Consider the following 18,465-nt stretch of genomic DNA (forward strand, 5'->3'; position numbering starts at 1 on the left):
GCCCCCATGGCAGACCTTCTTTGGCAGAAGCCCGGCGTCGCCGTCGACGCCCAGATCCAGACCTTCCTCGCCGGCGACGACGTGATCCTCGACCGCGAGTTCTTCCTGCATGACATCGCTGCCAGCGCCGCGCATGCGCAGGGCCTGCAGCACATCGGCATCCTCAGCGCCGACGAGCTTGCCGGACTTCTGCGCGAACTGGAGATCCTGGCGCAGGACTTCCGCGAAGGCCGCTTCGTGCTGGATACGCAGTACGAGGATGGCCACTCGGCGATCGAAGCGCGCCTGACCGAACGCCTTGGTGATGCGGGTCGCAAGATCCACACCGGCCGCAGCCGCAACGACCAGATCCTCGTCGCCACCCGCCTGTGGCTGAAGGAGAAGCTGCAGCGCGTTGCCCAGCTCAGCACCGAAGTGGCAAAGGTCGCGCTGGACCGCGCGCAGGCAGAGAAGGACCTGCCGATTCCCGGCTACACCCACATCCAGCGTGCCGTGGTGTCCTCGGCCGGCATGTGGTGGGCGGGCTGGGCCGAGGCCTTCATCGACAACGCCATCCGCGCCCGTGACACCCATGCGCTGGTTGATGCCAATCCGCTCGGCACCGCCGCCGGCTACGGCGTGAACCTGCCGCTGGACCGCGAGCACACCACCGCCGCGCTCGGTTTCGCGCGCATGCAGGTCTCGCCGATCTACGCGCAGCTGTCGCGTGGCAAGTTCGAGCTGGCTGCACTGGAAGCGCTCGGTGGCGCCACGCTGGACCTGCGCCGCATTGCGTGGGACCTGTCACTGTTCACCAGCGCCGAGTTCGGCTTCGTCGCGCTGCCGGCGCAGTACACCACCGGCAGTTCGATCATGCCCAACAAGCGCAATCCGGATGTGATCGAGCTGATGCGCGCCACCCACGCCAGCGTCGCCGCTGCGCGCACCGAGATCGAGCAGCTGCTGTCGCTGCCTTCGGGTTATCACCGCGACCTGCAGTCGTCCAAGGGTGCCATCTTCCACGGCTTCGGCCGTGGCCTGGCCGCGCTGGAGCTGCTGCCGGCATTGCTGGCCAACCTGGAATGGCGCGACGACAGGCTGCGCGCAGCGATCGATTCGGGCATGTATGCCACCGACGTGGCGGTGGAAGCGGCCGTGGCCGGTGTGCCGTTCCGCGAGGCCTACAAGGCGGCTGCGGCCGGTGCCGACAGCGCAGGGCAGGGACGCACGCCGGAAGGCAGCCTGGCCGCGCGTGTATCGCCGGGCTCGGCCGCCGACCTGCGCCTGGACGAACTGCGCGCGCGCTGGCAGGCGCTGTCCTGATGGCGGGCACTGTCTACCTGGTTCTGGCGATGCGCCGGCCGGACTTCAACGATGCAGCGGTGCAGCCGCATCGCGATTTCCTCGATGCGTTGCAGGCGCAGGGCAAGCTGCAGCTGACCGGTGGCTTCGCCGATGGCAGCGGTGGCGCCTACGTGCTGTGCAACGTGGACAGCCTGGCGCAGGCGCAGGCCATCGTCGCCACCGATCCGCTGGTGACGATGCAGGCCTCCGACCTGACCGTGCACGAATGGAACACCCGCTGAGAGTCTGACCGATGATCCAGCACGCTGCCCATGTCGCCTCGCCGTTCCCCGAACAAGCGCTGCCGCCGTGGCGGCGTGCGGTGCTCAAGGTTGGCAGCAGTCTGCTGGCAGCCGATGGCGGCGGCCTGTCGCCACGCCACGCGCTGGGCCTGGCGCAGTTCGTCTCGGCCAATGTCCTGGCCGGGCGCGAGGTGGTGATCGTGTCTTCCGGCGCGGTCGCTGCCGGGCGCGCAATCCTGCCTCGGGCCGATGAGCCTGGCGCGGCGATGGCGGCGAGGCAGGCCCTGGCCGCGCTCGGCCAGGCCCAGCTGATCGGGCTCTGGCAGCGCTTCTTCGAGCGCCCGGTGGCGCAGGTGCTGCTGACCCACGACGACCTGCGCAACCGCCGCCGCTACCTCAATGCACGCGCCACGTTGAGTGAACTGTTGCGCCTGGGCGCATTGCCGGTGGTCAACGAGAACGACACCGTGTCGGTGGATGAGCTCAAGCTCGGCGACAACGACAACCTGGCTGCCACCGTGGCGGCGCTGGTCGACGCCGATGCGCTGTTCATCGCTACCGATATCGATGGCCTGTACAGCGCCGACCCGCGCACCGTGGCCGATGCGCAGCCGTTGCACGACGTGCCGGAGCTGGGTGACGAGGTGCTGGCGATGGCGGGCGGCGCCGGCTCGCGCGCCGGTACCGGCGGCATGCGCACCAAGCTGGAGGCGGCGGCGAAGGCCGGGCGCCTGGGCATCGAAACCTATCTGTTCAATGGCCGCAGCGGTGACGTGGTGCGCGCGCTGGCGCAGGATCGCCTGTTCGGCACCCGCATCCATGCCGCACGCAGCCGCGAGGCCGCCCGCAAGCACTGGCTGCGGCATGCACCGCTGGCCGAGGGCGTGATCGTCATCGATGCCGGTGCGGCACAGGCGATGCGCGAGAAGGGGGCCTCGCTGCTGCCCGGTGGCATCACCGGTGCAGAGGGCGTGTTCCGCCGCGGCGATATGGTACAGGTGTGCTGGAACGCGCCGCAGGGCCGTGTCTGCGTGGCCCGTGGCGTCAGCCAGTATGCTGCCGACGACGTACGCCGGATTGCCGGCCACCATTCGCGCGACATCCAGGCCGTGCTCGGCTACAACTACGGCGGCAGCGTCGTCCATCGCGACGACCTGGTGCTGCCATGACCGGATTGAAGGACACACCGATGAGCGAGATCGAAGCGCAGGCGCGTGCCTGCCGTGATGCGGCGCAGATCGTTGCCGGCCTGGACAGTGCGGCACGACGCACGCTGCTGCTGGCGATGGCGCAGGCACTGGAGGTGAATGCCGGACTGATCCTGGCCGGCAATGCACGTGACCTCGCCGCCGCGCGCGAGAAGGGCGTGGGCAGCGCCATGCTCGATCGTCTGGCACTGGACCCGCCGCGCCTGTTCGCGATGGCCGAAGCCGTGCGCGAAGTGGCCGGATTGCCAGATCCTGTCGGCGAGGTCACCCGCGATGACGTGCGCCCGAACGGCATCCGCGTGCAGAAGGTGCGCGTGCCGCTGGGCGTGATCGCGATGATCTACGAGGCGCGCCCGAACGTGACCGCCGAAGCCGCGGCGCTGTGCCTGAAGGCGGGGAACGGCGTGATCCTGCGTGGTGGTTCCGAGGCAATTCACTCCAACACCGCGATCGCGCAGGCACTCGCCGGTGCGTTGAAGGCCAACGGCGTACCGCCGGCCGCCGTGACCGTGCTCACCGACCTGCGCCGCGAGGCGATGCTGGAACTGCTGCAGCTGCATGAGCTGATCGACCTGGCGATTCCGCGCGGTGGCGAAGGCCTGATCCGTTTCGTTGCCGAGCATGCGCGGGTACCGGTGATCAAGCACTACAAGGGCGTCTGTCATCTGTTCGTGGATGCCAGCGCCGACCTGGGCAAGGCCATCGACCTGCTGGTGGATGGCAAGTGCAGCCGGCCAGCCGCCTGCAATTCGCTGGAGACACTGCTGGTACACCGTGACGTAGCCGATTCGTTCCTGCCGCGCGTGGCGCAGGCGCTCGGCGAGCGCGGCGTGCAGCTGCGCGCCGATGCGCAGGCGCAGCCGCTGCTGCCGGGCAGCACGGCGGCGACCGAGGAGGACTACGCTGCCGAGTTCCTCGACCTTGTGCTGGCCGTGCGCGTGGTGGACGACCTCGATGCGGCCATCGCGCACATCCGCCGCTATACCTCCGATCACACCGAAGTGATCGCGACCGCAGACGCCGGCCATGCCGAGCGCTTCGTCACTGCGCTGCGCTCGGCGGTGGTGATGGTCAATGCCTCATCGCGCTTCTCCGATGGTGGCCAGCTGGGCCTGGGCAGCGAAATCGGCATTTCCACCACGCGCCTGCATGCCTATGGCCCGATGGGTCTGGAAGCGCTCACCGTCGAACGCTTCGTGGTGCGTGGCGAAGGGCAGACGCGCACATAAGTGGAACCACGCCATGCGTGGATGTTCTTCGCGGCAGACCCCGGTGCCGACCAAGGCCGGCACCCACCAGGCACAAGCGCCGACCAGGGTCGGCACCCCACCGGGTTGTCGGGCTACACCACCTCGCGGCGGATGCCGACCGGGCGTGCGTGATCATCCATATGCAGCGTGGCGGCCTTGCAGCCCATCAGGCGTTCGGCCAGGCCGGTGCTGGCACCCAGATCGGCGGCCACTTCGTTGAGGCTGGCCAGTGGCCGCGGCAGGCGACGCTCGCGGCCACGGAAGCGGGCACGGTTGTACTCGGCCCAACCGATCAGCAGCACGCTGGCGCACAACAGCATCAGCGGCAATGCCACCAGCACGTAGGGATCGAACTGGCTTTGCCGTTCGTACAGCTGCTGCCAGGCCAGCTGGCCGCCAACCAACCACGAGAACAGGGTCACCAGGGGCGCCCACAGGTAGAAGTAGAAGCCCCAGAACGCCAGGGTGACGAATCCCCAGGCGGTGCGCTGAAAGCGCGGCTGGCGGTGTGGCTTGCGGATCATCCGTGAGTCGAAGCGGTTGGACGGGCGTTGCGCGTTCATCGGATCCCCCGGTCAGGGCTGGTCCAGGTGGCGCGCTTGCTGCGACGGCGCAGCAGTGTCTTCGGCAGCGCCACCAGGGTGGTGGAAAGGCTGATCAGCCAGTACGCCATCGGGTACCAGATGACCCAGAAATAGTTGCGTCCAATCTGTGTTTCGTAACGCCGGTCGATGATCAGGCTGCTGGCGAACTGCAGCAGGCAGACCAGCGCCAGGATCACGCCATGCCACTGCGGCAGCAGGCTGGCGATATGCAGCTGCGGCGGCAGCTCGATGAACTTGCCCAGTGCCCACAGCAGCACGATGAACAACATGGTGTAGGCCCAGATCACGCTCAGCACGTACTCCAGCAGCACGCCCCACATGCGCCGCTCTTTCCAGTGCAGCAGCGAGCGCGCGTGACGCAGCATCACCTCCACGCCGCCCTGGGCCCAGCGCAGGCGCTGCCGCCACAGGCCCTTGAGGGTCTCCGGCATCAGGATGAAGCACAGCGCATTGGGTTCGTAGCGGATGTCCCAGTGCGCGCGCTGCAGGCGCCAGCTGATGTCGATGTCCTCGGTCACCATGTCATCCGACCACCAGCCCACCTGGTGCAGGGCGGTACGGCGGAAGCCGGCGATCACCCCGGAGATGGTGAAGATGCGCCCGTATACGCGCTGCGCGCGCTTGATCATGCCGATGATCGAGGAAAACTCGGCCACCTGCAGGCGTCCGAGCAGGGTGGAGCGGTTGCGGATGCGCGGGTTGCCGGTGACCGCACCGACCCGGTTGCCGCTGACCAGGTGCCAGACCATCCAGTGCAGCGCATGTTCCTCCAGCATTGCATCGCCGTCGATGCACACCAGGTACTCCGAGCGAGCGGCCAGTGCACCCATGCGCAGCGCATTGGCCTTGCCCAGGTTACGGTCCAGGTGCAATACGCGCAGCCGTGGGTGCCTTGCCGCCAGCACATCCAGCCGCGCGCCGGTGTCATCGCTGCTGCCATCATCGATGGCGATCACTTCGTAGTCGGCGGGGTAACGCTGGGCCAGCGCCGCAGTGAGCGTGTCATCCAGGTTCTCTGCCTCGTTGTGGCAAGGCACCAGCAGGCTCGCGAAGGGGGGATCGACCATCAATGGAGGATCGTTGCGTGGCCGCGAGTGGCGTTCGCGCCGGTAGTAGTAGTAGAGGCCGCCGGACATCCAGAAGAACGCCATCACCATCGGGTAGTAGAAGGCGAACTGGAACAGGACCTGCAGCAGCGGATGCATGTCCATGTCACTTCTCCGGGTACGGGAAGGTGCCGGCGGACATCGCCGCGCGGGCATCGCGGGTGGAGGGCTGGTCGGCGATGAAATCGTCCGGGTACCAGGCGAAGTGGTGCACGCCCTGCGCCTGCAACTGGCGGATCTGTGCGCGCAGGCGCTCGGCGGGAATCGGTTGCCCGTTGCGCCAATCGACGGTCTGCAGCTCGAACAGGGTGTGCTGCAGCTGCGGGTCGTGTGCGCGTACTGCGGCCAGCAGCTGGTCCAGCCAGCGCTCGGGGTGCTGGCTGCCTTCCATCCACGGCATCGCCATCAGCGCGGTCTGGTCATAGGCCTTGTTGAACAGGTCCAGGCGCTGCGCGAACCAGGCCTCGCTCTGCGGGCGGAGCACCGGCTCAGCGTACAGGTTGCGCACGGTGGCCAGTTTCGGGCGCCAGCGTTGCGCGCTGTCGCGCAGCGCCAGGGTGAAGCTGATCAGCGCCTGCGTGCGCGCGCTGCCATCGCCGCCGGCTGCCAGTGCCGGCAGCTCGGTGTCGCGCAGGTAGCCGTCGTCATGGAACAGCAGGCCTTCAAAGTAGGAATTGACCGCCAGGTCCTCGTAGATGTCGAGCATGATCTGGCGGGCCTTCGGGTTGGTGAAGTCCAACCGGTACATGCCATCGGGATCGCCGTTGCGGATCGCCAGCGCCTTGCGCTGCACCGGGTCGGGCAGCTCGAAGCCAAGCACCGGCAGCCATGCGTAGACCTTCACGCCGGCGCGGGATTTCAGCTGCCAGGCAACGCGGCTGAACAGGTCCGCACGCATCGGCATGTGCCGGTTGGGGAAGTACAGCGCATCGGCAGTGTTGTTGCCGTCCGGATCGGCGAACGCCTGCAGGTAGACGTGCGTCGGCGCGATGCGCTTGACCCGTTCGACCAGCGCATCGAGGTTGCGTGCCTGCTGCGTCGGGTCAGCGTCGTAGACATCATCCAGGTCGATCTGCAGGGCACGGATGCCATCGAGCGCGACATCGCGGCGCAGCTCGTAGGCCAGCCCTTCCACGGTCGGATTGTCGCTGACCAGGAAGCGCGCCAGGCCATGCAGGTCGCTGGCCACCGGCGTGCTGCGGCCCTCCAGATCGAAGGACACCGGCATGCCCAGCTGTTCGGCGATGTCGTTGCTCAACTGGTTGTAGGCGGCGTATGGCCAGACGATGGCGCGCGGGCGCACGCCCAGGTGCTGCTCGATGCGCTGCACGCTGCGCGAGAGATCGGCGCGCAGGCGCTGCTCATACTGCGTTTCAGTCTCGTACCTGTGCGTGGCCGGGCTGTAGATGCGGGTGACCACGGCGGGCGTTGAATTGCCCTGTGGATTGGCCAGCACGCCGTGGTGCAGGTCGTCGGTGTGGCTGGCCACTTCGATCAGGCCGCTGTCGTGCATCTGCTTCAGCTGCGCCCAGGTGACGAAGTCATCGCGGCCGAACGGACGGTAGCCGTAGTCGATGGTGCGGCCCGGAGCCATGTCCACGTAGTCGGTGATCACCGCCACCAGCGCCGGGTAGCGGTAGGCCTGCAGCAATGGGAAGGCCTTGTCGTAGACGCTGCGCAGGCCGTCATCGAAGGTCAGCAGCACAGGCTTGGGCGGCAGCGTGGCCCGGCCCTGCGAGGCATCGATCACCTGCGACAGCGAGACCGGGTGATAGCCATGCGCGCCCAGCCAGTCCAGGTGTGCGGCAAAGTTCTGCGTGCTCACCGCATAGGTATCGGCATCGCCCTTGGCCGCGACCTGGTCGCGGATGTCGTGGTAGCTGAGGATCAGCAGGCCATTGTCGATCGCATCGAGATGCGCGGCCTGCTGCGCCAAGGCCGGTGGCGTGATGGCCAGCAGCAGGAGCACGATCAGTCGCAGGAAGCAGGCCATGTCAGTCTTCCCAGCGCAGTGCGGCTTCGAAGCCGATATGTCGCTCGCGGTGGCCGTCGTAGACCGGCCGCGACCAGCGCACGCCGTACTCGAACACGCGGCCCGGGCCCAGCTGCCATTCGTGCATGTACGACACCGACGGCACCAGCGCACTGCCGAAGCCGTCCTGCCAGTAGTCGCCCAGCGAGACCGTCAGCCGGTGGCGGAAGTGGCGTTCGTAGTGCCGCCACAGCTGCTGGTCGATGCGCAGCCCGATCTCGATCATGCGGTCGCGCTTCGGGTTGAAGTAGGGCGCATCGTCGCGGCTGCCACGACTGGTGTAGGCACTGGCGAGGCCATCGATCAGCCAGCGCGGGCGGGTCAGCAGGCGCTGTTCAAGGCGGGTGCTGAACAGTTCGCGGTGGTTGCCATCGTCATAGCGGAAGCGGCTGGCGCCGAACGTCCAGTGGGTGAGCTCGCTGCGCCGGTAGTCCACCTGTGCGCTCACGCTGTCGGCGGTGATGCCGGCCGCGCGCGCCTGCATCGAGGCTTCCGGATCATTGCGCGCGGCCACCAGGCCGGCGTGCCAGTAATCGTTGAACTGCCAGCCGACGGCGGTCCGCAGGCCGGTATCGCCGATGTGGTCGTTGGCGCGCAGGACGGCCGCTTCCGCATCCAGCTGCCCGAAGCGGTAGCGCACGCCCGCACCCAGCCACAGGGGATCGATGCGCTGGTCCTGGAAATCGGTCGAGCGCCGGTCGGCCAGGGCGAACAACCGCCAGCGGTCATCAAGGATCGGTGTCTCCACTTCCACACCGTAGTGGCGATCGTTGTTGCCCAGTGGCGAGGTGCCACCGCCACCGGAGCTGCGGCCGATGTCGGTCCATGCCTTCAGCTGCCAGCCGCGATGCGCACGCCAGGCCTGGTCCATGCGTTCGACAGCCGGTTGGGTGGGATAGCGTGCGACCAGGTCATCGTGCAGCGGCCGCGCCAGGTCGTCGCGCTGCAGGGCGACGTAGGCCTCTTCCATGCCCAGCCGCGGTTCGATGTCACGCGGGTCCAGCGCGTGTGCCATCTGCTGTCGCTGCAGTGCCCTGCGTGGCCAGCCGCGCATCATGTAGACGCTGCCCAGCGCACTCTGCAGGCCTCCGTTGCCGGGCGCGATGTCCACCATCGACTCCAGATCGTGCTGCGCAGTGACCAGGTCGCCGCTGTAAGCGCGCACCATTGCCAGGTTGAGATCTGCCTCGTAGCGTGACCAGTTCGCGTACGGTGATTTGCCATTGCTCCAGCGCCACGCCGGCTCCTTGTCGCGCCATGCCTGCAGCAGGTCGATCGCCTTTTCCTGCTGCTCGCTTTCCAGGTAGGCGTAGGCCAGTTCCGAATGCGAGGCGTCGCGCGCCGGATCGCCAGCGACGGCCGCCTGCAGTACCGGAATGGCTTCTTCCGGGTGCAGGGTGCCCATCAACGAATCGCCCACGGCAGGCAGCACGTAGTCGGGCAGGGTGTGGCCTTCGGCCTGCAGGGCTCGTGCTTCCTCACGCACCTGTACATGGCGGCCCAGCCGGTTGAGCAGGATCAGCCGGTCCATGCGGATGCGCAGTGGGGCCTGCGAGGGTGGGGTGCCTTCGCCGCCGACGTAGCGCTGCATGCGCGCCAGGGTCGACTCGGCTTCTTCCAGGCGGCTGTCCTCGCTGCTGCTGTAGGCCAGGCTCCAGACCACGAGTTTGGCCAGGTAGTCGCCTTCCAGGCGCTGCTTCTGGGCGTCGTCGAACAGCTGCGGCCGCTGCTGGTACAGCTCCCAGGCGCGCCAGGCATTGCCGATGTCGCCCAGGGTCAGCACGCGCAGCTTGAACAGCAGATCGTCGTTGGGCTGCTGCTGGCTGGCGCGCTCGATTGCGCCGAGCGCATCCAGCCAGCGGGCCTGGTCGCGGTAGCGACCGATCTCGGCCAGGGCCGCGTCGCGGTCGGTCGGAGCGGCGCCGCTGGCCCAGGCCAGAGCGGTGCATGCGAGGCCGACGCAGAGCGCCAGCCGGCGGTGGACGACCATTGGGGACCCCCTTGGCTTCCGAACCAGACAACCTGTGAAAATGTGACGCAAATCACATGCCAGTATTTGGCGTGGCCGTGGCCCGCGTCACTCCCTTCGTGCGTTCCCGCCCATTGAAGACGGATACAACCCGGACAGCGACCTGCAATGTCTTGTCTGAAACGAGAGTCCCCCGCACACCGAGTGGTGGCCTGGGCGGCGCTGCCGCCCCCATGCCCGATGCCGGCACGCGGCAAGGAAGGGCATTCGTGGGCACTATCCGCCCGGAATTGTCAGTTCGGCGTCAAGATTGCCCGGTGTCTGACGAGCGGTAGGCGGGGCCGTCTGGCGGCCCCGGCCGGGCTACCAGAGATCTTCCAGCTTGCGGGGCTTGCAGGCGACCCACGAGGCGCACAGCATCAAGGTGGCGCAGCCGAACAGGAAGCTGAACGGGAGCGTCCAGCTATTGCTGACGGTATGCAGCCAGCCGACCAGGAACGGGCCCAGGCAGCTGAAGCTGTAGCCCACGCCCTGCATGAAGCCCGACAGCGCGGCCGAGCCGGCCGGGGTGCGGGTGCGCAGGTTGATCAGGGTCAGCGCCAGCGGGAAGGTGGACGGGCCGACGCCGAGCAGGCAGGCCCACAGCAGGGGCGCCTTCATCGGCGCCAGCAGCAGCCCGGTGAAGGCGATCACGAACGAGAAGAAGCCGATCAGCACCAGCGGGAACGGGTTCTGCATGCGTACCGCCATCGACGGAATGACCAGTGACGGCAGCAGGCCCAGTGCCGAGAACACGGCCACCATCACGCCGCCGAACGCGGGCGTGCCACCGGCCTCGACCACGATGCGCGGCAGCCAGGTGAACATCGAATAGGTCATCAGCGAGGTCATGCCGAACATCAGCGTCATGCTCCAGCCCAGCGACGTACGCCAGACCTTTCCGTGCGGCTGCGCGGTGGGATCGGCGGCGTCGGCCAGCGGCTTCGGTGCGCGCCTGGCCAGCACCAGCCACGGCAGCGCGGCGGCCAGTGCAAGCAGCGCCCACATGCCCAGCGACACGCGCCAGCCTGCAGCGTTGGCCACCGGTACTGCCAGTAGCGCCGGCAGCATCGTGCCCAGCTGCAGCACGCTGATGTAGAGCGTGCTCATGGTGCCGACCTTGTTGGCGAAGTAACGCTTCACCAGCGGCGGCACCACCACGTTGCCGATGCCCATGCCGGCCAGCGCGATTACCGAGCCCAGCAGCAGCGTGCCGACGTTGCCGGCGCTGGAGCGCAGCAGCAGGCCGGCCATCGCCATCGCCATCGCCAGCAGTGTGGTGCGTTCCAGGCCCAGGCGCCGCGCCAGTGCCGGCGTGGCCACGCCGAACAGCGCGAACGAGGCGGTCGGCAGCATGCCCAGCACGCCGGTCATGGTGGTGCCGAAGCCGAACTGCTGGCCGAGCACGTCCAGCAGCGGGGTGATCGAGGTGACCGCAGTGCGCAGGTTGACTGCTGCCAGCAGGATCGCGGCAAACGCGAGGACGCGACCGTGCAGCAGCGACGGCGAATCGGAAGTGGAGGAACTCATCGGTGGTCCTTGCAGGTGTCGCACGCCGCAGCAACGGCATGCAGCGCCGGCATCGGTCTACGCCGAAGCGGCAGGTGGGGGAGGGGGCTGCAGGTGGGCCGGCAGCGCGGCCATTGTACGTGTGCGCCCCGGCAAGGTCCCGTCATGCGGGCGGCCTGGCGCGGGGTACAAAAAAACCCGGAGGACAGTGATGTCTTCCAGGCTTCTTGGTGACCACCGAAGTGGTCGGGGAGACAGGATTCGAACCTGCGACCTCTACGTCCCGAACGTAGCGCTCTACCAGACTGAGCTACACCCCGAAGGGAGCCGCCTATTCTAGCGATTCACCCCGATGGCGGCAAGGGGTGAATGCTGTTTTCTTCACACCGCCGAAGCAGTGCCACCTCAGGGAACAAAAAAGCCTGGATGACTTCACCAGGCTTCAATGCGACCACGTGAGTGGTCGGGGAGACAGGATTCGAACCTGCGACCTCTACGTCCCGAACGTAGCGCTCTACCAGACTGAGCTACACCCCGAAGGAGCCGCCTAAGATACCGTGTGAAGGCCAAGGCGGCAAGGTTTTTTACAGCTCAGCGACGATTTTCGTTCTCGATGCGGTTCTGCTCGCGGGCTTCGAACCACATGCCGTTGAGGATGGCCACCGTCGAGGCGAGGCCGGCACCGAGAATCCAGGCGAAGTACCACATGGTCAATCTCCTTTGTTCAAGGGTGTGCCGACCGTCGGCCGGCACACCGGCAATCAGTAGGCGTTCGGGTTGTTGCCCATCTCTTCGGTGGTGGTCTTGCCCTTCAGCACGCGGTACACCCAGGTGGTGTAGGCGAGGATGATCGGCAGGAACACCCCCGTGGCCAGCAGCATGATCCACAGGGTCAGGTGGCTGGACGAGGCATCCCACACGGTCAGGCTGGAGGTGGGCTGGCTCGAGGACGGCAGCAGGAACGGGAAGATGGCGAAGCCGACGGTCAGGATGATGCCGGCGATGGCCGCACCGGAGGCGATGAAGGCCAGGCCGCCACGACGGGCACGCAGCAGCACCGCACTGGCCAGCAGGCCCGCCAGGCCGAGCAGCGGGGCCAGGATCGTGGCCGGCATCGCGCTGTAGTTGCGCATCCAGCCACCGGCGGCGCCGAGTTCGGCGGTCTTCAGCAGCGGATTGGTGGCGCCATCGGTAACCACCTGCGAGGTGATCTGGTAACCCGGCAGGCCGAAGGCCACCCAGGCGCCACCCACTGCGAACAGCACGAAGGCGATGATTGCCGCGATGCTTCCGAAGCGGGCCGCACGCTCGGCCACCGGGCCGTCGGTCTTGATCACCAGCATGGCCGCACCGTGGGCGACCAGCATCGACACGCTGAGCAGGCCGGCCAGCAGCGCGAAGGGCATCAGCAGGCCGAAGAACGAGCCGGTGTAGAAGATGCGCATGCTGTCATCGAAATGGAACGGAACGCCCAACAGCACGTTGCCCACGGCCACGCCCATGATCAGTGCGGGAATGAAGCCACCGATGAACAGCGCCCAGTCCCAGGTGTTGCGCCAGCGTTCGCTGGGCATCTTGCTGCGGAACTTGAAGCCGACCGGACGCAGGATCAGGGCGAACAGGATCACGAACATCGCCAGGTAGAAGCCAGAGAAGCTGACCGCATACAGTGGCGGCCAGGCGGCGAAGATCGCGCCGCCACCCAGGATCAGCCACACCTGGTTGCCTTCCCAGACCGGGCCGATGGTGTTGATCACCCGGCGGCGTTCGGCGTCAGTGCGGGCGACGAAGGGCAGCAGGGTGCCCACGCCCAGGTCGAAACCATCCATCACGGCGAAACCGATCAGCAGGATGCCGAGCAGCAGCCACCAGATCACGCGCAGCGTGGTGTAGTCCAGAAGAATGAAGTCCATCTTGGTTCTCCTGCCTCAGGCCTGGCCGGCGGCGGGCGCCGAGGCATTGTGGGAAGCATGCGGCTGGGGCGACTGCAGCGAAGGCAGCAGTTCGTCCGGACCCTTGCGGATCGCCTTGAGCATCAGCTTGATCTCGACCACGATCAGCGCGGTGTAGATCGCGGTGAAGCCGGCCAGGGTCAGCACGATTTCATGCAGGGCCAGGCCCGATGCCGCATAGAAGGTTGGCAGCACGCCATCGACCGCCCACGGCTGGCGACCATACTCGGCCACGAACCAGCCGCACTCGATCGCGATCCACGGTGCCGGCAGCGTCCACAGGGCCAGCTTGAGGAACCAGCGCTTGTCCTGGAAGTTGTTGCGGCACGAGTAGTAGAAGGCCAGCGCGAAGAAGGCGATCAGGTAGAAGCCCAGGCCGGCCATCACGCGGAAGGTCCAGAACAGCGGCATCACGCGCGGCACCGTGTCCATCGCCGCCTGCGAGATTTCCTGCGGGGTGGCGTTGAGGATGTCATCGCGGTAGCGCTTGAGCAGCAGGCCGTGGCCCAGGTCCTGCCAGTGGCGGTCGAACATCTCGCGTGCTTCCACGTCGTTCTTGTTCGCACGCAGGCGTTCCAGCGCGCCGTAGGCGAGCTGGCCGCCGCGCACGCGGTGTTCGGCGCGCTCGACCAGTTCCAGGATGCCTGGAATCGGCTGGTTCAACGAACGGGTGGCGATCAGGCCCATCAGGTAGGGGATCTTCACCGCATAGTCGTTCTGGTGGGTGTCCTGGTTCGGGATGCCGAAGGCGGTGAAGTCGGCCGGCGCACGCTCGGTCTCCCACATCGCTTCGATCGCGGCCAGCTTCATCTTCTGGTGTTCACTGGCGGCGTAACCGCTCTCGTCACCCAGCACCACCACCGACAGCGATGACAGCAGGCCGAACGCTGCGGCCACCGCGAACGAACGACGGGCCAGGTCCTTGTGCTTGTTGCGCAGCAGGAACAGGGCACTGATCGCCATCACGAATACCGCACCGGTCACGTAGCCGGCGCTGACGGTGTGCACGAACTTGGCCTGCGCCACCGGGTTGAACACCACCGCCATGAAGTCGACCACTTCCATGCGCATGGTTTCCGGGTTGAACACCGCACCGGTCGGGTTCTGCATCCAGCCATTGGCCACCAGGATCCAGATCGCCGACAGGTTGGTGCCCAACGCCATCAGCCAGGTCACCATCAGGTGCTTGACCTTGCTCAGGCGATTCCAGCCGAAGAAGAACAGGCCGACGAAGGTGGCTTCCAGGAAGAAGGCCATCAGGCCTTCGATCGCCAGCGGCGCACCGAAGATGTCACCCACGTAGTGGCTGTAGTAGGACCAGTTCATGCCGAACTGGAACTCCATGACAATGCCAGTGGCGACGCCCATGGCGAAGTTGATGCCGAACAGAACGCCCCAGAACAGGGTCATCCTGCGCCAGATCTCCTTGCCGGTCATCACGTACACGCTCTCCATGATGGCCACCATGAAGGACAGGCCGAGGGTGAGCGGTACGAATAGGAAGTGGTACATCGCGGTCAGCGCGAATTGCAGCCGCGACAGTTCTACGACTGTCTGATCAATCATGGCCTGGCTACCTCGTGGGATAGTGCCGTTGCAGGTGGCGGGAAGGGTGGTCTACGACGTGAATGATGTGACCGACTACTTCAAACAGCCTTGATCCAGATCAATGTATGAACAGATGCCCCGGTTGATCGTATGCCAACCCGATGAAGACTGCGACCGCTGGCCGCAGAGGTCGGCCATTGCCTGCGCCTACAATGCCGTGTCTCCCCCGTTGCCCGTGAAGACCCCTTGAGCGCCGCCGAAACCACCCCCGACGCCCTGTCCCCGGAGGCCGAAACTGCCCGCCAGCGTCGTGTCCGCGCGGCGTGGCTGGCCGATCTGGCCCATTCCGCCCGAGGCCGCCAGCAGCTGGCGGCACTGTGCATCAGCCTGTCCGGTGCCCTGTTGATCGGCCAGGCGGCCGCCATCGCCTGGCTGGTGCAGCAGGTGCTGGTGGAGCGCGCGCCGCTGGCCTCGGGGTTGCCGGTGCTGGGCGGTCTGGCGGCGATCCTGGTGGCGCGCACGCTGCTGGGCAGCGCCACCCAGGCCGCCGCCGGTGATGTGGCCGATGCCGCGCGGTTGGCCCTGCGTGAACGCGTGTTCGGACGCCTGCTTGGCCATGGGCCGCTGTGGCTGCGCCAGCGCCGCACCGGCGAACTGGGCGAACTGATGCTGCATCACGCTGATGCGATCGAGAGCTATTACAGCGGTTTCCTGCCGGTACGCACCGAAGTGGTGGTGGTGCCGCTGCTGATCCTGGCCGCCGTAGCCTGGGTCGACTGGGTGGTGGCGCTGATCCTGCTGTTCACTGCACCGTTGGTACCGTTCTTCATGATGCTGGTGGGCTGGGGGGCCGAAGCGGCCGGCCGCGCGCAGCTGGGTGAGCTGGCGCGGATGAGCGGCCATTTCGCCGACCGCATCAAGGGCCTGGGCCTGCTGCGCCTGTATGGCCGCGGCGAGGCTGAGCTGGAGGGGATCGAGGCGGCTGCCGAAGGCGTGCGCGTGCGTACCCTGAAGGTTCTGCGCATCGCTTTCCTCTCGTCCACGGTGCTGGAGTTCTTCGCCTCGGTCAGCGTGGCGATGGTCGCCCTGTACCTCGGGCTGAGCTATCTGGGCATGATGTCGCTGCATGCAACGGTACCGACGCTGGGGGCGGGCCTGTTCTGCCTGCTGCTGGCGCCGGAATTCTATGCGCCGCTGCGACGGCTGGCCGCCCACTACCACGACCGTGCCAATGCGCTGGCTGCCGCTGCCGAGGTGGAGCGCCTGCTGCAGTCGCTGCCCGATGAGCAGGGCCTGATCGAGAACGAAGCTGCGCCGCTGGCGGTGGAGCCGGCCGAGGCCGCGCTGCCGCCGCTGCGGGCACAGGGTCTGGTGCTGCGTCCGCTGGGCGCGCCGCACGATGTGCTGCAGGATCTGGACGTGCTGCTGGAGCCGGGCCAGCGCCTGGCCCTGGTCGGTCCCAGCGGGTCCGGCAAGAGTACGTTGCTGGAGGCGCTGGCCGGTTGGCTGCCGCCGCGTGCCGGCAAGCTGCAGGTGCGTCCCGGCGTGCAGGTGGCCTATGCCAGCCAGCGTCCGTACCTGTTCCACGGCAGCATCGCCGACAACCTGCGCCTGGCCGATCCCGGCGCCAGCGATGCGCGCCTGCGCGCGGTGGCCGAGGCTTCGCAGGTACTGCAGTTTGCGCAGCGCCTGCCGCAGGGGCTGGATACGGTGATCGGCGAACGTGGCTTCGGCCTGTCCGGTGGTGAGGCGCGTCGCATCGGCCTGGCCCGCCTTCTGCTGCGTGATCCGCAGGTGCTGCTGCTGGACGAACCCACCGCGTTCCTGGATGCCGATACCGAAGCGGCATTGCTGCGCAGCCTGGCCGCATATGCACGTGGCCGCAGCGTGGTGGTCGCCACCCACAGCCCGGCGGTGATCGCCTGGGCCGATCGTTGCCTGCTGTTGCCGGAAGGCCGCCTGGTGGAACCGGCACAGGCGGTGCGCGCATGAGCCGTTCGCCTGATTCGCTGCGCGCGGTGTTCCTGCGTCATCGTCCGCGCCTGTTGCTGACGATCCTGTTGTTGTGGACCACGATGCTGGCCGGCACTGCATTGCTGGGCCTGTCCGGTGGTTTCCTCACTGCGGCCGCGCTGGCCGGTGCCGCAGGCCTGGGGCAGGGATTCAATTTCTTCTCGCCGTCTGCGGGTATCCGTGGCTTGACCATGGCGCGCATCGTGTCGCGCTACTTCGAAAAGCTGGTGGGCCACGATGCCACCCTGCGCATCGCCCGCGATCTGCGCGTCTGGTTCTTCCGCCGCGCGCTGCCACTGGCGCCGGCACGGCTGGGGGCTACGCGTACCGGCGAGTTGCTGGCGCGACTGCTGGGCGACATCGGCGAAGTGGATGGCCTGCTGGTACGGGCGATCGGGCCGCTGGTGGCGCTGGGTGCGCTGTCGGTGGTGGCGGTTGCATCGGCGGCGCTGATCCTGCCGTCGGCGGCAGTGCTGCTGGCGGTGCTGGCGCTGCTGATCGCCTTCGGTGTGCCGTGGCTGGGCGTGCGTGGCCACGATGATGAAGAAGCCGACCGCGCCGCGCATCGCGCCGCATTGCGCACCGCGGCCTTTGAAGGGTTGGAAGGGGCGGGAGATCTGGCCGCGCTGCATGCCGATGCCGCGTGGCAGCTGAAGGTACGCGTGGCAGCCAAGCAGCTGGTCTCGCGCGACCGCCGCCGTCGCTGGCGCCTGATCGCGGCCTCGACCCTGCACGGCCTGGTGGCCGGGCTGGGCCTGGTGGCGATGCTGGCGTTGGCCCTGCACGCCGCCGAACGGCAGCGCATCGCCCCGGAGATGGCGGCAGGCCTCGTGTTCCTGACCGTGGCGTTGATCGAACTGTGGGCCGGCATGGGCCTGGCCTGGCAGTCGCTGCAGTCCGGGCGCATTGCCGCAGATCGCCTGCAGGCGATCGTCGAGCAACCGCCGACGGTGGACGATCCGCAAGTGCCACAGCCGGTGCCGCAAGCCGCGCGCGTGCATTGGGACGATGTGCATTTCCAGTGGCCGGGCGCGGCGCGGCAGGTGCTGTCCGGTCTCCAGCTGACCCTGGCGCCAGGCGAACGCATTGCCATCCGCGGCGACAGCGGCAGTGGCAAGACCACGCTGTCCAGCCTGCTGCTGCGGCTGTGGGATCCGCAGCAGGGGCGAATCACCTATGGTGGCCGCGATCTGCGCGACGTCGCCCAGGCTGAGTGGCACCAGCAACTGGCGTGGCTGCCACAGAACGCACCGGTGTTTGCCGGCAGCGTGGCAGAAAACCTGCGGTTGGGCGATCCCGATGCCAGCGACGCCGCCTTGTGGGCGGTCCTCCGTCGCGTGCGCCTGGGCGACTGGGCCGAGCGCAACGGGGGCCTGCAGGCCTGGGTGGGCGAGAACGGCGCGACGATGTCGGCCGGCCAGGCGCGACGGCTGGCGCTGGCGCGGGCGCTGCTGCGCAACGCGCCGATCCTGCTGCTGGACGAACCAACCGAAGGGTTGGACGTGGATACCGCACGTGCGCTGCTGCACGATCTCTCCGGGTTGCTGGACGGGCGCAGCCTGTTGATGATCACCCACGACGACCTGCCCGAAGGCGTGGTCGATGCGCAGTACCGGTTGCGTGATGGGGTGTTGATCCGCGAACTCTGATCGAGGCATGTCCACGCGTG

The 18,465-nt window shown here is 67.4% G+C and carries 14 protein-coding genes and 2 tRNA genes; 6 read left to right on the forward strand and 10 right to left on the reverse strand.

Annotated elements, in window-relative coordinates:
- Nucleotides 1–6 precede the first annotated feature (6 nt).
- Genes argH through RCF13_RS21450 form a run of 4 tightly spaced genes read left to right on the forward strand, consistent with a single transcriptional unit; the run spans nucleotide 7 to nucleotide 4,002 of the window.
- Nucleotides 7–1,302: an argininosuccinate lyase gene (argH, locus tag RCF13_RS21435; RefSeq protein WP_134969079.1), complete on the forward strand. Its 1,296-nt coding sequence runs from the start codon at nucleotides 7–9 to the stop codon at nucleotides 1,300–1,302.
- A complete protein-coding gene (locus RCF13_RS21440; protein ID WP_061478035.1) occupies nucleotides 1,302–1,565 on the forward strand; it encodes a YciI family protein in 264 nt (87 codons plus the stop codon). The genes argH and RCF13_RS21440 overlap by 1 nt, the downstream gene beginning before the upstream one ends.
- An 11-nt stretch (nucleotides 1,566–1,576) precedes the next feature.
- A complete protein-coding gene (gene proB, locus RCF13_RS21445) occupies nucleotides 1,577–2,734 on the forward strand; it encodes a glutamate 5-kinase (RefSeq protein ID WP_231352212.1) in 1,158 nt (385 codons plus the stop codon).
- Complete coding sequence (locus RCF13_RS21450) at nucleotides 2,731–4,002, forward strand: glutamate-5-semialdehyde dehydrogenase (RefSeq protein WP_095378133.1); 1,272 nt, start codon at nucleotides 2,731–2,733, stop codon at nucleotides 4,000–4,002. The genes proB and RCF13_RS21450 overlap by 4 nt, the downstream gene beginning before the upstream one ends.
- Before the next feature lie 113 nt (nucleotides 4,003–4,115).
- Here RCF13_RS21450 and pgaD read toward each other — a convergent pair whose 3' ends face one another.
- From pgaD to RCF13_RS21500, 10 genes are all read right to left on the reverse strand, one after another.
- Nucleotides 4,116–4,586 carry a poly-beta-1,6-N-acetyl-D-glucosamine biosynthesis protein PgaD gene (pgaD, locus tag RCF13_RS21455; protein ID WP_005417686.1) on the reverse strand — a complete coding sequence of 157 codons (471 nt, stop codon included), beginning with the start codon at nucleotides 4,584–4,586 and terminating at the stop codon, nucleotides 4,116–4,118.
- The gene (gene pgaC / locus RCF13_RS21460) at nucleotides 4,583–5,839 is read right to left on the reverse strand and encodes a poly-beta-1,6-N-acetyl-D-glucosamine synthase (protein WP_061478032.1); all 1,257 of its coding nucleotides are present in this window, start codon (nucleotides 5,837–5,839) and stop codon (nucleotides 4,583–4,585) included. The genes pgaD and pgaC overlap by 4 nt, the downstream gene beginning before the upstream one ends.
- A gap of 1 nt (nucleotide 5,840) precedes the next feature.
- Complete coding sequence (gene pgaB / locus RCF13_RS21465; protein ID WP_134968849.1) at nucleotides 5,841–7,727, reverse strand: poly-beta-1,6-N-acetyl-D-glucosamine N-deacetylase PgaB; 1,887 nt, start codon at nucleotides 7,725–7,727, stop codon at nucleotides 5,841–5,843.
- 1 nt (nucleotide 7,728) lies between these two features.
- The gene (gene pgaA, locus RCF13_RS21470) at nucleotides 7,729–9,756 is read right to left on the reverse strand and encodes a poly-beta-1,6 N-acetyl-D-glucosamine export porin PgaA (RefSeq protein ID WP_308141534.1); all 2,028 of its coding nucleotides are present in this window, start codon (nucleotides 9,754–9,756) and stop codon (nucleotides 7,729–7,731) included.
- A gap of 342 nt (nucleotides 9,757–10,098) precedes the next feature.
- Nucleotides 10,099–11,304, reverse strand: a complete 1,206-nt coding sequence (locus RCF13_RS21475) for an MFS transporter (protein ID WP_231352211.1) — start codon at nucleotides 11,302–11,304, stop codon at nucleotides 10,099–10,101.
- A 222-nt stretch (nucleotides 11,305–11,526) separates the two neighbouring features.
- A tRNA-Pro gene (locus RCF13_RS21480) sits at nucleotides 11,527–11,603 on the reverse strand.
- A gap of 140 nt (nucleotides 11,604–11,743) precedes the next feature.
- A tRNA-Pro gene (locus RCF13_RS21485) sits at nucleotides 11,744–11,820 on the reverse strand.
- A 54-nt stretch (nucleotides 11,821–11,874) separates the two neighbouring features.
- Nucleotides 11,875–11,991, reverse strand: a complete 117-nt coding sequence (cydX, locus tag RCF13_RS21490) for a cytochrome bd-I oxidase subunit CydX (RefSeq protein ID WP_021204639.1) — start codon at nucleotides 11,989–11,991, stop codon at nucleotides 11,875–11,877.
- A 53-nt stretch (nucleotides 11,992–12,044) separates the two neighbouring features.
- Nucleotides 12,045–13,196, reverse strand: a complete 1,152-nt coding sequence (gene cydB / locus RCF13_RS21495; protein ID WP_134968852.1) for a cytochrome d ubiquinol oxidase subunit II — start codon at nucleotides 13,194–13,196, stop codon at nucleotides 12,045–12,047.
- A 15-nt stretch (nucleotides 13,197–13,211) separates the two neighbouring features.
- Entirely contained in the window at nucleotides 13,212–14,801 is a 1,590-nt protein-coding gene (locus tag RCF13_RS21500; protein ID WP_134968853.1) for a cytochrome ubiquinol oxidase subunit I, read from the reverse strand.
- 228 nt (nucleotides 14,802–15,029) lie between these two features.
- On the opposite strand from RCF13_RS21500, the gene cydD reads away from it, so the two are divergent.
- Nucleotides 15,030–16,775, forward strand: coding sequence for a thiol reductant ABC exporter subunit CydD (gene cydD, locus RCF13_RS21505; protein ID WP_061478027.1), 1,746 nt, complete (start codon nucleotides 15,030–15,032; stop codon nucleotides 16,773–16,775).
- On the forward strand, nucleotides 16,772–18,445 hold the full coding sequence (cydC, locus tag RCF13_RS21510; protein WP_231352210.1) for a thiol reductant ABC exporter subunit CydC: 1,674 nt from the start codon (nucleotides 16,772–16,774) through the stop codon (nucleotides 18,443–18,445). Before cydD ends, cydC begins: the two co-directional genes overlap by 4 nt.
- The last annotated feature ends 20 nt before the right edge of the window (nucleotides 18,446–18,465 follow it).

It is taken from the genome of Stenotrophomonas maltophilia group sp. RNC7, from assembly GCF_030910085.1.
Classification (GTDB): domain Bacteria; phylum Pseudomonadota; class Gammaproteobacteria; order Xanthomonadales; family Xanthomonadaceae; genus Stenotrophomonas; species Stenotrophomonas sepilia.

Excerpts from the sequence above, each read along its gene's own strand:
- argH (WP_134969079.1), top strand. The coding sequence starts at position 7 with ATGGCAGACCTTCTTTGGCAGAAGCCCGGCGTCGCCGTCGACGCCCAG.
- RCF13_RS21440 (WP_061478035.1), top strand. The coding sequence starts at position 1,302 with ATGGCGGGCACTGTCTACCTGGTTCTGGCGATGCGCCGGCCGGACTTC.
- proB (WP_231352212.1), top strand. The coding sequence starts at position 1,577 with ATGATCCAGCACGCTGCCCATGTCGCCTCGCCGTTCCCCGAACAAGCG.
- RCF13_RS21450 (WP_095378133.1), top strand. The coding sequence starts at position 2,731 with ATGACCGGATTGAAGGACACACCGATGAGCGAGATCGAAGCGCAGGCG.
- pgaD (WP_005417686.1), bottom strand. The coding sequence starts at position 4,586 with ATGAACGCGCAACGCCCGTCCAACCGCTTCGACTCACGGATGATCCGC.
- pgaC (WP_061478032.1), bottom strand. The coding sequence starts at position 5,839 with ATGGACATGCATCCGCTGCTGCAGGTCCTGTTCCAGTTCGCCTTCTAC.
- pgaB (WP_134968849.1), bottom strand. The coding sequence starts at position 7,727 with ATGGCCTGCTTCCTGCGACTGATCGTGCTCCTGCTGCTGGCCATCACG.
- pgaA (WP_308141534.1), bottom strand. The coding sequence starts at position 9,756 with ATGGTCGTCCACCGCCGGCTGGCGCTCTGCGTCGGCCTCGCATGCACC.
- RCF13_RS21475 (WP_231352211.1), bottom strand. The coding sequence starts at position 11,304 with ATGAGTTCCTCCACTTCCGATTCGCCGTCGCTGCTGCACGGTCGCGTC.
- cydX (WP_021204639.1), bottom strand. The coding sequence starts at position 11,991 with ATGTGGTACTTCGCCTGGATTCTCGGTGCCGGCCTCGCCTCGACGGTG.
- cydB (WP_134968852.1), bottom strand. The coding sequence starts at position 13,196 with ATGGACTTCATTCTTCTGGACTACACCACGCTGCGCGTGATCTGGTGG.
- RCF13_RS21500 (WP_134968853.1), bottom strand. The coding sequence starts at position 14,801 with ATGATTGATCAGACAGTCGTAGAACTGTCGCGGCTGCAATTCGCGCTG.
- cydC (WP_231352210.1), top strand. The coding sequence starts at position 16,772 with ATGAGCCGTTCGCCTGATTCGCTGCGCGCGGTGTTCCTGCGTCATCGT.